Source organism: Enterovibrio nigricans DSM 22720 (genome assembly GCF_900167155.1).
GTDB classification, from domain to species: Bacteria; Pseudomonadota; Gammaproteobacteria; order Enterobacterales; family Vibrionaceae; genus Enterovibrio; species Enterovibrio nigricans.
Map to the genome: position 1 here is coordinate 1 of NZ_FUXU01000095.1, position 12,372 is coordinate 12,372.

The following is a 12,372-nucleotide window of genomic DNA, read 5'->3' on the forward strand; positions in this document are numbered from 1 at the left end:
TTAGCAGTAGGTTGTCAAAAGCTCTACGGCTCCAACAAGAAGTGGAAAAAGCGGTATGGCTATCACAAGCGCTCACTATCAGAGACAGCAATGTAGCGAGTAAAACAGCTGCTAGGTGGGAAATTAAGCCTAAAAAATTACAATGCTCAGGTTGGCGAGACTTACGCTATGATCAAAGCGCTGAACAAGCTTACAGGACTGGGTATGCCTGAAACTCAGTATATTGCTTAAGAACCGAACAACTTTAGGCTGCCATGTCTTCCAACCGAATTAAGCAACAAAGCCACGGTGAGATACAAATCGGTGCTGATTTAGTGAAAGCAGGGCATTGGGTTTCTCTAGGTGAGGGTGACAGCGTCACCTTTAAGGCCATTAAAAACGCAGGGGTGTTGATATTGGCAGGACAACCTATTGATGAGCCAGTCGCACACTATGGGCCATTTGTAATGAACAGCATGGAGGAGATCAATCAAGCGATTGCCGATTATCAAAATGGTGTACTGACAGATTAATGTCTTTTTTGGACCAAGCGCTGGTCTTCCAAGACAAGAAACTCTTCTAGAGACGTCACAACCACGGGTTGAGATGTGAACAAAATGTTGATCTAAGATCGTGTATTTGTTTTAGTGATTATGTTTGGTTTCTGGACAGGAAGACTGGCTTTTGCTCCAAATCATTGCGCATGCGATAGAAACCGTCTTGCTTCTTACTGGTGTACTCATGTTGGTTCGTTGTGCGTTTCAATACGCTAGTAGGACTCACAATTGGCACCGCGTTAACGTTGTGCTGTTTCATATCCGCAGTCTGTCAAAAGATGAAATGAAATGGTGGTATGCCGCCATGTTGAGTTTGTCTGTTGGTGCGGGCGCAAAACTCGTATCATTAGCACTTTACCAATGAGCGAAAGTGCAACACGACCGTGATGTATGTGAACTAGAATTGGGATCTGATACACTTTGATTTTGCGCTTACGCATTAAAGGGATCCATGCTTAGAACAAAACCTATAAAGATTGCTATTGCGCACGTCAACGATACACATTCACATTTCGAACCTACGCCAATCTCGCTTGCCATTCCTTGCCTAGAAGATCGCATTTATGCCAACGTGGGTGGATTCGCTCGTATCGCGACGGTGGTTAAACAGTTTAAAGAACAAACCGCCCAATCGAGTGATGGTTTCCTTTTTCTCCATGCGGGAGATTGCTTCCAAGGGACACTTTACTACAGCCTCTTCAAAGGCGAAGCCAATGCCGTCATGCTAAATCAGTTGTCGCCCGATGCGATGGCCTTGGGTAACCATGAGCTTGATTTAGGCAATGCGGCGGTCTCTAAATTTCTGGATCAGATTGAGTTTCCCTTATTAGCGGGTAACTGGGACGTTAGCCAGGAATGCCCAGACAAAACCTTTCCCGTCAAAGACAAGAACAACCTGCTTTCTTATAACCCAGACAATGAAGCTGCCGATGTGTTAATCAAGCATTTTGGTGACCAAAAGGTGGCGATTTTTAGTGTTGCTTTGGACAAAATGGCAGATATAGCGATGCCGGATGCGGACACGCCATTTATAAATGCCAAACAAACCATCATCAATACGATTGATCTTATCCATCAACAATATAAAACACCGCATATCATTTTGCTTAGCCACCTAGGCTACGACCAAGACTTGAAGATGGCTGAAGACGTTGAGGGCTTGTCGTTAATCGTAGGTGGACACAGCCATGTGTTACAGGGTGACTTTTCAAATCTTGGTCTTGGTGATATGGGGCCTTATGGTCGGCATATTAATCAGACGTTGGTGGTTCAAGCAGGCTGTCATGCGTTGGCATTGGGGCGATTAGAGATATCACTAAATGATTGTGGCGGTGTTGAGTCATATTCGGGCGGCAATGTGTTAATGCTGGGAAGAAGCCTCGCGATGGATACTTCCTGGGATCAGTCTCTGCCAAATGAGATGTTTGAACGCGCTAAGTCGTATCTTCTGTCTCAGCCCAACGTCGTGCACTGCCGAGGCGATGAGTCATTAAAGGCGGTGTTGAATGAAAGATACCGTCCCGCCGTTGAAGAGTTGAAGCGTGACATCGTTACTCGCGTCCCGCAAAGACTGCGCCATCTCCGTGTGCCTGATGAAAAGGGTGGCAGTGACATTGCGCCTCTTGTCTGCGAAGGACTGCTTTACTCAGGCAGGCAGCGTGGACACCATGTTGACTTTGCTATTCACAACGCGGGTGGTGTAAGGGTCAGCCTTGAAAAAGGCAAACTCACTGCGGCAGAAATAGCAGGCAGATTGTTGCCGTTTGCCATCGACATCATGCTCTATAAACCGACAGGGCGACAAGTAAAGCTAGCCATTGAAGGTGCGATAGATAATGCGCTGAACAATGGTGTCGAAGGGACGGGTGATGGGAGCTTCCCGTACACCGCCGGTCTTACGTTTACCTATCAAATATCTAAGCCCAAAGGGGAGCGGGTTACCGAGTTGAAATACCTTGTCCCTTCGGGTGAGTGGCAGGATGTATTGATGGATGAAACGTACCATGCGGTGTCTTCTGCTTACACTTCTCAAGGAAAAGAAGGGTATGACGCGCTGAAGCATTTAGCCGAGCCACCGCAACCTATTGATGTCATTTTGTCTGACAGTTTTATTGAATATGCACGTAGCCGCGACGAATTGGTTGTGTCTAACAAACCACTGTCAACTGTTATCAGTTGAGACGCTTTTGTGTTCTTTTCCTGCCGTTTTTCCTGATATTGTAAAAAAGAGCAGTGGAGTGCGCGCCTGATTTGGCTCGAACTCCTTCTCTTTTTCCTGCCTGTTTTCTTTCACATCACAAATTGAGCCCGAATTTTGCATACGGAATAATGCAATGCCAAATATTTCCATTGTCGGAAAATGGTTTTGAAATATTACAGTTTCAAAACAGTGCGCCGATACAGTGAATAGCAAAGTTTGAGGAGGCTCTATGGTTGAGAAACGTGATTGGTTGGATTTTGGGTTAATCGCTTTTTGGCTTTCTGCATGGGGTTCATTAGTGTATTTCGCGCCAGCCGCTTGATGAGGACTATGCCTAAATAGAACCTGACAGAGGGCCCATCAGGTACTTTAAGGGTGTCCAATGTTGCTTTATTTTGTTGCCACGTCGATTGACAAAGAACTTCACAACGAACGGCTGTATGTAAGTCGGTAGTTGCAGTGCTCCTATCAAAGGAAGATAAAGCGGACCTAAAAATGCGCCTGCTACTGAATAGGTGAGCAACACGTTCCTGTTCCCAGATGTAATTGCTGCGACGAATGCTGCTTCCTTTCCTTGCCGCCAGAATACGGCCAGCCCAATTAAGAAAAATGAAATGCAGATTGCGAAAGCAATGGCCAAAGTAATCACAGCAAGTGATCTATCTTCTTCCCACAACCACCTGTATTGCCCACTTAATCCGAACGGAAAACTAAACACCAACACTATAGTGAATTGCGCGATTTTCCCGTGAATGCGTGACAACTGCTCTTGAGGTGCATATTTGCGAATAAGGTAAGAAAGCAGCATTGGTCCAAAGATAAATATTACGAGACGGACAAAGTACTCTTGCATATCGAGAGAAAATGAATCTCCGCTAAACAGCGAGAGATTGATGAACAGAACGACAGGCATCATCAACGTACTGGCAATGGTGAATGCCATCGCTGAAAGGGGGTCAAAACCGACACTCCTGACAATTGCTGGTGTTGCGAAAAGACTGCCTGTGGCACTGACGGCAACGAGTGCGAGCAAGAGAGAGGCACTGGCATCGAAAAACAGAGCGATGCCACTTATGATCACGGTAGTCAGTCCGGCATGAATCAATGCATATCGCCAAGCATGCGATTTCACTAATGATTTCACGAGCGATTTTTGATCTATGCCTATAAGAGTGAAAAGCATCAGTGCGAACAATATAGACGGCAGTGCGGGAAGGAGTGCCGACGACAACGAAGGGAGTGAAAACCCAATTATGGCTCCACTAAGCAAGAATAATGATGAGTGTTTAGCGATAAATGCGAGCAAAGTGGCCTCAACAATCCTTTGTTAAAAACGAATGTTATCAAACTGAAAATGGTTTGATAAGTAAATATAAATAATGCGCATGTGTGGTTGGGCACTGAAATGCGTTGTCCTTTCTAGGTTTGTTGTATGGGAGTGCCGAGTAAGTGTCCTGCCATTCGGATTAGAAATAGTAATGTTTATTGGTAATTTAAGTCATTTCTCCACTGAAAGGTAAACGCTTAGAATTTAACCTGTAAAGACAATCATATAGTGAGAATGCTATGACGCAGGCTGTTAACTTTGGCGAAGATTATTCTTCGACAGGTAAAACACAAAAAAGTTATGTAGTTTCTTTCAAAGGATTGATTGTTCACGCACTGGATGTGCTTCGCACCAAGCAGAAAGGTAAGTTGATGTTGTCCATGAGCGATTTGCCAGATCTTATCAAACGAGATATCGGTTTACTGCGTTAATAAAACTATGTCACACCCATTTTGAAAGCGCGGATGCTAAACCGCGCTTTTTTATTGGTATCCGACTTCATCGTTATCCCCCTCTCCCCGTCGCTTTCAATGTATGCATTTCCCTTGTTGGGAGAACTGGTACCTACTAGCCATTCGCTTTGTATAGACAAGTTATACCGTCTTCGTCACTATAAGGTTCCCATTCAGGAAAGTGAGAGAATTATCATGGGTTTATTTAGCTGGCTTTTCGGCTCAAAAGAACAAAAAGCAAAAAACGTAGAGCCAACCGAATACAAAGGGTTCTTCATCTACCCCGAAGCAAAATCTGAAGGCGGGCAATTTCGTGTCAGTGGCAGAGTTTGTAAGGAAATTGAGGGAGAAATGCGAACGCACACCTTTATCCGCTCTGATCTTCTACCGAGCGAAGAAGGGGCAAACGACCTTATGCTCAAAAAGTCTCAACTATTTATCGACCAAATGGGCGAAAGAATGTTTAGCTAGGTGACCAAGATCAACGCATTTGTAATCGATTTCGGTCAAAAAGGATGTCTAAACTTGAAATTTCTAAAATGTAATTAGTAAACAAGCCGTTGAAACGGTATTGAATTACATTTGTATCAATAGCTTAATGATAAGTGAACTGAGATGGTCTGACCTCCGTCCATAAAAAAATGGCGTTATTTTATTACTAAAAGTCATTAAAATTAATTCGTTTTGAGGTTGATTGTTGATTGTTTTGGTATTTTTCCTACAAAAGTACTTGATTAAGCCTTATCAGTTCGCTACAAACAGTTTACTTACACTGCCAATAGTCAGGGACTAACTATGCAAATTGGTGTTCCAAAAGAAATACTTGCGCATGAAACGCGAGTTGCTGCCACTCCTAAAACAGTTGAGCAGCTAATAAAAATGGGCTTCGATGTAGTCGTTGAAAAAAGTGCTGGCGTATTAGCCAGCTTTGACGACGCTGCGTTTGAAGAGTCTGGTGCTAAGGTTGTTGATGCCGACACGGTTTGGCAATCAGATATCATCTTTAAAGTGAATGCTCCGGTTAAAAATGATGAAACCAGCATTGACGAAATCGCGCTTATCAAAGAGGGTGCAACCCTTGTAAGCTTCATCTGGCCTGCCCAGAATGAAGAATTGATGCAACAGCTTTCCACTCGAAAAATCAACGTGTTAGCGATGGATGCGGTTCCTCGTATTTCCCGAGCTCAGGCGCTGGATGCGTTGAGTTCAATGGCAAATATCGCGGGTTACCGTGCTGTTGTTGAAGCTGCACATGAATTCGGTCGTTTCTTCACTGGTCAAATTACAGCCGCAGGTAAAGTACCTCCTGCGAAGGTATTTGTTGCTGGTGCGGGTGTAGCCGGTCTAGCTGCTATCGGTGCTGCGGGTAGCTTGGGTGCAATCGTTCGTGCATTTGACGTTCGTCCAGAAGTGGCCGAACAAGTTGAAAGTATGGGTGCAGAATTCCTGAAAGTGGAATTCGAAGAGCAAGCAGGTAGCGGTGACGGTTACGCGAAAAAAATGTCTGATGAGTTTAACCGTAAAGCGGCCGAACTCTATGCTGAACAAGCGAAAGACGTTGATATCATCATTACAACAGCACTTATTCCTGGTCGTCCAGCTCCTACGCTGATCACTAAGGAAATGGTTGATTCCATGAATGCGGGTAGTGTGATTGTCGACCTTGCTGCGGCAAATGGTGGTAACTGTGAATACACAGAAGCTGACAAAGTCGTGGTTACACCAAACGGTGTTAAAGTGATTGGCTACACCGACATGGTTGGGCGTCTTCCTACCCAGTCTTCTCAGCTGTATGGCACAAACCTCGTCAACTTGATGAAGCTTCTCTGCAAAGAGAAAGATGGCAACATCAATATTGATTTTGAAGACGTTGTTCTTCGTGGTGTTACTGTCGTGAAAGAGGGTGAAGTCACTTGGCCTGCACCGCCAATCCAGGTTTCTGTACAAGCTCAGCCTCAAGCTAAACCAGTAGCGAAAGAAGTTAAAGTTGAAGAACCAACGTCACCGACCAAAAAGATTGTTGCTATTGTTGCAGCGCTCGGTGCATTTGGTTGGGTTGCCTCTGTTGCGCCTGCGGCGTTCTTATCTCACTTCACCGTGTTTATTCTGGCCTGTGTGATTGGTTATTACGTGGTTTGGAACGTAACCCACGCTCTCCATACGCCACTGATGTCTGTGACGAATGCTATTTCAGGTATTATCGTTGTTGGTGCTCTTCTTCAAATAGGCCATGGCAATGGGGTAGTTTCTTTCCTTGCGTTTATTGCCGTTCTGATTGCCAGTATCAATATCTTTGGCGGTTTTACAGTCACCAAGCGCATGCTTGAAATGTTCCGTAGAGATAAGTAGGAGTAGTCAGTAATGTCTGAAGGTTTAACACAAGCGGCATATATTGTAGCTGCTCTGTTTTTTATCTTGAGTTTGGCTGGATTGTCAAAGCAAGAATCTGCGCGTACGGGTAATTACTTCGGTATTGCGGGTATGGCGATTGCGTTGGTAGCGACCATATTTGGCCCTGATTCTCAAGGGCTATCATGGATCATTGTTGCCATGGTAATTGGTGGTGGTATTGGTATTTTCTATGCGAAACGCGTAGAAATGACTGAAATGCCAGAGCTGGTTGCTGTGCTACATAGTTTCGTGGGTATGGCTGCGGTTTTAGTGGGTTATAACAGCTTTATCGATCCACCTGCGATGGGTTTAAGCAACCCAGCAGATATGCATGCTGAACATGTGATTCACATGGTAGAAGTGTTCTTGGGCGTATTTATCGGTGCGGTGACCTTTACAGGTTCTATCGTAGCATTCGGTAAACTGCGTGGCATTATCTCTTCTTCTGCTCTGAATATTCCACACAAGCACAAATGGAACCTGGCAGCGATTCTTGTTTCTACAGCACTCATGGTTTACTTCGTGAAAGCTGATGGCAGCATGTTTGCTCTGATTGTGATGACATTAATCGCGTTTGCATTTGGTTATCACCTAGTGGCTTCAATTGGCGGCGCGGATATGCCAGTGGTTGTTTCAATGCTGAACTCGTATTCAGGTTGGGCAGCGGCAGCGGCGGGCTTTATGCTTGCAAACGATCTATTGATCGTAACGGGTGCATTGGTGGGTTCTTCAGGTGCAATTCTTTCTTACATCATGTGTAAAGCAATGAACCGTTCGTTCATCAGCGTAATCGCTGGTGGCTTCGGTCAAACAGTTGCAGTATCAAGTGATGAAGAGCAAGGCGAGCACCGTGAAGTGTCAGCGGAAGATGTCGCTGAAATGCTGAAAGATTCTAAGAACGTAATCATCACTCCGGGATACGGTATGGCGGTTGCACAAGCTCAGTACCCTGTTCAAGATATTACTGAGAAGCTTCGTGCAAAAGGTATCAATGTTCGCTTTGGTATTCACCCTGTAGCGGGTCGTTTGCCGGGTCACATGAACGTTCTTCTGGCGGAAGCGAAAGTACCGTATGACATCGTTCTGGAAATGGACGAGATCAACGAAGACTTCCCAGAAACGGACACTGTTTTGGTTATTGGTGCGAATGACACTGTTAACCCAGCTGCGATGGAAGATCCTAACAGTCCAATCGCAGGAATGCCTGTGTTGGAAGTATGGAATGCGAAGAACGTGATTGTGTTCAAGCGTTCGATGAACACTGGTTATGCTGGCGTTCAAAACCCGCTGTTCTTTAAAGAGAACACGGCAATGCTGTTTGGTGATGCTAAAACAAGTTGTTCTAAAATTTTAGAGCACCTTTAGTGGGTTTGAGTTGTATTGCACACGGCAGTTGATAATAAAAAACCCACCTAGTGTGGGTTTTCTTGTTTCTGGAGCACATCGGTTGATGTTAACCCATGATCGTTCAATGTGGATTGGAAGCAAACGGCTTTTCTTGATGATTTCTATCTATAAGGTCTTAGAGAAAGTTTGTTTGAAAATTATTTCCAAGAAAGTTGCAAATAATGTTTATTCTGGGTTTCTACGTGGTAAAATGTAAATGTTGGTGGGAGCCAACGGTGACTATTCTTATTATGAAGTTGACGTTCTGTTAACTAACAATTCCAAAACGATTGAATACTATGAACAAACCCTTTATTGGAGTTTGTTTCCCTCCAATTTTAGTAATCCCTGATAAATACGAAATGACCAATGACATGATCAAGGTCATCTTTGAAGATCTGGGTGGTACTTATGCAGCGATGGCAATAGGTTTAGATGAAAAGCGTGTTGGCTACCTTACAAAGGTTCATGGCTGGAAACGTCCAGATTCAAAGGTGAAGCGGTTTAACGCTGCAAGAATCATTACCGTTCAATCGGATCATTAATACACGAAATACAGTATTCAAATAAATAACATTGCAAGGTGTCAAGGTGGAGTTGTTACCACCAACATTGAGAACGGGGAGTGGTTACCCCGTTTTCTTTCACCTAAATAATCAATGAGCGTTGATAACAACCAAAAGGAGTAAAGATCATGACTCAAAAAGAAATTTATGAAAAATATGGTTTAACTGTATGTGCTAGAAACATTCGTCAAAGCAAAGAACACGTATGTCGCCAAGCAAAGAAAGCAGGTTGGATAGCACCGACCAACGAAGAGATCGCAGATAACGTTCTGCGCCTAATTTATAACCAATAACAACAAGCCCAGTGAGAATAATATTATGTGAGGGTGTCAATATGGAATAATAACATGACACTAAGCATCAACCTTTCAATTAACGTCGAATCATCAAAAGATAGATGGATCGAAAAAGACCAAGTTTGTATCCAGTACCATGATACATGGGTGACCAAAACAATACCGTGGACTGAGAACAATTTAAAATTGGTCGTATCAAATGACCTGATGTGTGGAATTAGTTCAACGGGTCGAAAAGGCAAAGACGCAATAACAGAAACATGGTGTTACTACGTGGACATCGATGATCCTACACGTCATGGCGATGACTTGATCGACCACGTGCACCGATGCTTTAACCGACATGGTATTGCACATGCAATATCCACCAGCGTTAACAACAAACGTGAAAAGAAAAAGCCTAGCGGTGAAATACTACCAGCATGTCCACGTTTGAAAGTTTTAATCCCACTTGCACAACCAATCCCACTAGCAACTAATGTCCAGAAAAAGATCTGGGAACACAACAAAGTACGGTGCTTTGCTTACATCCAAAAGATTCTCGGTGAAGATATTTCACTTGATAAGAGTTCACACGATGCCAACCGCTATTCATACCGTGCAAATATCAACGCAGACAACTTTGAATGGCGTTTTTCAGATGGTAAACCTCTACCACTACATAAAGTCCTAAAAGCCCCGTGTACGTTCATACAGAAGCTAATTGACGACGGTGTTACAGGTACTGAAGCAGGTGACGAGCTTTATTATGAACATTGCAAAGTTGAAGTTGAAAAGAAACGTGCTGCGAAACTCAAAGACATAGAATTAAAAAGGATCGATGTTAAGCGACAACATCAAATGGTGATGACCGCTGCAAAGTTTTTCTTTAGTCAAAACCGTGATCGTAGTGATTGGGTTCAAGTATGCCAAGCATTCGTTAATGAACATTTGGGTTGCTTATCAGATCACACAACATTAACCCGTGGCGAACTAGTTAGTTTCACCCCTTCGTTTTCACACGATGCTGTAAAAGCTGGAACTATCGTGCATTTAGCAAAGAAATACGGTTGGACTACACCGTCAAATAAACCAAATATCGAAGACATCAAAGTATCAAAGAGCATGGAAAGCGCACTGTCTTTCCTGAATAACAAGGCATAACAATAATGATAAACACCTTGCAACCAAAGATGGGGCAACAATTAGCTCCAATTTTTACCCGTGCATCAAAGCACATAGAAAACCTAGAGTTAACCAAGCAACAACACCTATCCAGTAAACTAGGTGACATCTTCAACATCTTAAAGAAAGGTAAATTCTTAAACCTATATGGTGAAATGTCACTAGGTAAAACACGACTAATCAAAGGACTATTTTATCACTGGAAATTACTAGGCTACACACTGATCTTAATCCCGAATCGAAATAACCTTGCAGTGCAAAGTAAAGAGGATTTGGAGCAAGGGGAAAAGTCAACCAGAGTTCTGAAGCTATTTGGTAACAAACAAGACATTATTGAAGATTCGGACGGCTTGATCGTAGCATCATGTGATGCAGTTTATAAGTTGGCTAAAGACGACAAACTACCTAGTAAATGCGTCTTCATTTATGACGAAATGCACGAAGCTGACATGCATTTTCGTTCATGCTACAACCACATGGTGGAGTACCATCGAAGCGTCAGCAAGTTGTATCAAGATCACATAGTCATTGGTATGACAGCGACACCAACACCGTTCAACATCTTCAGACACTGTTTAGACAACACGGTGAACTGTTACCGAAATGAAGACCCTGAAGCGAAGATGATCAGAAAGTACTATGTGGTTGAGGGTGAACTAACACGGTCAATCGTCCATGACTTCATTGATCGAAGTATCGAGCAAGAAAAGCTACCGTTCTACATCAAGAACAACCAAGAGGACATCGAATCCGTTTACATTAGTAAAAAATTAGACGGTGTTAGCTCCGCAGTCGTCCAAGCATTATCGAAGTATTCAAGTTCAACCATTGGTAAAACAATGAAGAACGATGCTAACCAATTAATTAAGACTGGCGAAACTACAAACTTTGATTTTCTTACTGGTACTGTAGCAATTAGTGCAGGGATCAACTTGTATGAGAATAAACGTCAAGGTGTTATTGCAACAGATGTAACAATTAACCCATTAGCAGTAACTCAAAGTGCTGGACGCTTAAGGAATAAGACGCAAAGTGAAGGTATAGCCGATAATGACACGTACATCTTTACTAACATGGCTAAAGACCAGATGTTACAACCGAGGTATTATTATTCGATTAAGAAAGCGTATGAAGATGCATTCGAGGCACTACAGACAACTAAAGTATACGTGAATGAAAAGGGTGTTGAATTATTAGGTGAAGTCGAGAAGAAAACCTTTGAGGGGATCGGGGAGTACATCAAACAAAACGATGATGGGAGCCATCGTTTTGTCATCGGTACAATTGATAATTTGGCTGCGTTGAAGTGGTTTAAGCAGTTGGAGCGTGATCCGATTAGGTACATTGCATTTCGTGAATTTGCATACCCAGATTCGAATAACGATGGAAAGTGTTTTGAATTAACTCAATATATTATAGACGATTATTTGCTCAACATACACAGCAACAAAGAGTTCATGAAGCGATTTTCTCATGAATTGTTCATGACCTATGATGAGTTCGAAACTGCAACCAGTACCAACTTGCAACCTGCAAGCATTGCAAGTGATCTAGTATCCGCAGATAACAAAAACATGTTCAAGTTATCACCCGTGGATATCAGGGACGAAGCACTAAACTCAGAAGACCGTAACGAACTGTCACCAACCACTACCGCTAAATGGTCTACATCGTGTAAAGCTGGTTTTGAAAAGGGGTTTAAACGTTACTCAAAGCGTTATGAACTAGAACGGCTTTGTTGCTTAATTCGGTTGGAAGACATGGCAGCCTAAAGTTGTTCGGTTCTTAAGCAATATACTGAGTTTCAGGCATACCCAGTCCTGTAAGCTTGTTCAGCGCTTTGATCATAGCGTAAGTCTCGCCAACCTGAGCATTGTAATTTCTTAGGCTTAATTTCCCACCTAGCAGCTGTTTTACTCGGTACATTGCTGTCTCTGATAGTGAGCGCTTGTGATAGCCATACCGCTTTTTCCACTTCTTGTTGGAGCCGTAGAGCTTTTGACAACCTACTGCTAAATTGCGAGGGTGTCCTTGTTCCCAGAATGCAGCCCCTT

Annotated in this window: 11 protein-coding genes and 3 pseudogenes; 12 read left to right on the forward strand and 2 right to left on the reverse strand. The window is 43.3% G+C overall.

Annotated elements, in window-relative coordinates; genetic code table 11:
* The 4 genes and pseudogenes from B5D35_RS20380 to B5D35_RS20395 form a co-directional block, all read left to right on the forward strand.
* Positions 1 to 231 (forward strand): annotated as a pseudogene (locus tag B5D35_RS20380) (IS5/IS1182 family transposase); the annotation flags it as partial.
* A 56-nt stretch (positions 232 to 287) separates the two neighbouring features.
* A pseudogene (locus B5D35_RS20385) lies at positions 288 to 512 on the forward strand (pirin-like C-terminal cupin domain-containing protein); the annotation flags it as partial.
* A 124-nt stretch (positions 513 to 636) separates the two neighbouring features.
* Complete coding sequence (locus B5D35_RS20390; RefSeq protein ID WP_244556678.1) at positions 637 to 900, forward strand: hypothetical protein; 264 nt, start codon at positions 637 to 639, stop codon at positions 898 to 900.
* 87 nt (positions 901 to 987) lie between these two features.
* Positions 988 to 2,715, forward strand: coding sequence for a bifunctional metallophosphatase/5'-nucleotidase (locus B5D35_RS20395; RefSeq protein WP_078754334.1), 1,728 nt, complete (start codon positions 988 to 990; stop codon positions 2,713 to 2,715).
* Between the two features lie 355 nt (positions 2,716 to 3,070).
* Here B5D35_RS20395 and B5D35_RS20400 read toward each other — a convergent pair whose 3' ends face one another.
* Positions 3,071 to 3,868, reverse strand: a complete 798-nt coding sequence (locus B5D35_RS20400; protein ID WP_332870403.1) for a hypothetical protein — start codon at positions 3,866 to 3,868, stop codon at positions 3,071 to 3,073.
* A 434-nt stretch (positions 3,869 to 4,302) separates the two neighbouring features.
* Between B5D35_RS20400 and B5D35_RS20405 the strand changes: the two genes are divergently transcribed.
* From B5D35_RS20405 to B5D35_RS20435, 8 genes are all read left to right on the forward strand, one after another.
* Positions 4,303 to 4,494, forward strand: coding sequence for a hypothetical protein (locus B5D35_RS20405; RefSeq protein ID WP_078754335.1), 192 nt, complete (start codon positions 4,303 to 4,305; stop codon positions 4,492 to 4,494).
* Between the two features lie 216 nt (positions 4,495 to 4,710).
* A complete protein-coding gene (locus tag B5D35_RS20410; RefSeq protein WP_078754336.1) occupies positions 4,711 to 4,986 on the forward strand; it encodes an HlyU family transcriptional regulator in 276 nt (91 codons plus the stop codon).
* A 324-nt stretch (positions 4,987 to 5,310) separates the two neighbouring features.
* Positions 5,311 to 6,864 (forward strand): Re/Si-specific NAD(P)(+) transhydrogenase subunit alpha, encoded by a 1,554-nt coding sequence (locus tag B5D35_RS20415; RefSeq protein ID WP_078754337.1) that lies wholly within the window; start codon positions 5,311 to 5,313, stop codon positions 6,862 to 6,864.
* Between the two features lie 12 nt (positions 6,865 to 6,876).
* Positions 6,877 to 8,271 (forward strand): Re/Si-specific NAD(P)(+) transhydrogenase subunit beta, encoded by a 1,395-nt coding sequence (pntB, locus tag B5D35_RS20420; RefSeq protein ID WP_078754338.1) that lies wholly within the window; start codon positions 6,877 to 6,879, stop codon positions 8,269 to 8,271.
* A 320-nt stretch (positions 8,272 to 8,591) separates the two neighbouring features.
* Positions 8,592 to 8,837: a hypothetical protein gene (locus B5D35_RS20425; protein WP_078754339.1), complete on the forward strand. Its 246-nt coding sequence runs from the start codon at positions 8,592 to 8,594 to the stop codon at positions 8,835 to 8,837.
* Positions 8,838 to 8,986: 149 nt separating this feature from the next.
* Entirely contained in the window at positions 8,987 to 9,151 is a 165-nt protein-coding gene (locus B5D35_RS24405) for a hypothetical protein (RefSeq protein WP_157828439.1), read from the forward strand.
* A gap of 276 nt (positions 9,152 to 9,427) precedes the next feature.
* Entirely contained in the window at positions 9,428 to 10,297 is an 870-nt protein-coding gene (locus B5D35_RS20430; protein ID WP_139367815.1) for a hypothetical protein, read from the forward strand.
* A gap of 5 nt (positions 10,298 to 10,302) precedes the next feature.
* Positions 10,303 to 12,090 (forward strand): DEAD/DEAH box helicase family protein, encoded by a 1,788-nt coding sequence (locus B5D35_RS20435; protein ID WP_078754341.1) that lies wholly within the window; start codon positions 10,303 to 10,305, stop codon positions 12,088 to 12,090.
* A 13-nt stretch (positions 12,091 to 12,103) separates the two neighbouring features.
* Here B5D35_RS20435 and B5D35_RS20440 read toward each other — a convergent pair.
* Positions 12,104 to 12,372: pseudogene (locus tag B5D35_RS20440) on the reverse strand (IS5/IS1182 family transposase); the annotation flags it as partial.

Excerpts from the sequence above, each read along its gene's own strand:
- B5D35_RS20395 (WP_078754334.1), top strand. The coding sequence starts at position 988 with ATGCTTAGAACAAAACCTATAAAGATTGCTATTGCGCACGTCAACGAT.
- B5D35_RS20405 (WP_078754335.1), top strand. The coding sequence starts at position 4,303 with ATGACGCAGGCTGTTAACTTTGGCGAAGATTATTCTTCGACAGGTAAA.
- B5D35_RS20410 (WP_078754336.1), top strand. The coding sequence starts at position 4,711 with ATGGGTTTATTTAGCTGGCTTTTCGGCTCAAAAGAACAAAAAGCAAAA.
- B5D35_RS20415 (WP_078754337.1), top strand. The coding sequence starts at position 5,311 with ATGCAAATTGGTGTTCCAAAAGAAATACTTGCGCATGAAACGCGAGTT.
- pntB (WP_078754338.1), top strand. The coding sequence starts at position 6,877 with ATGTCTGAAGGTTTAACACAAGCGGCATATATTGTAGCTGCTCTGTTT.
- B5D35_RS20425 (WP_078754339.1), top strand. The coding sequence starts at position 8,592 with ATGAACAAACCCTTTATTGGAGTTTGTTTCCCTCCAATTTTAGTAATC.
- B5D35_RS24405 (WP_157828439.1), top strand. The coding sequence starts at position 8,987 with ATGACTCAAAAAGAAATTTATGAAAAATATGGTTTAACTGTATGTGCT.
- B5D35_RS20435 (WP_078754341.1), top strand. The coding sequence starts at position 10,303 with ATGATAAACACCTTGCAACCAAAGATGGGGCAACAATTAGCTCCAATT.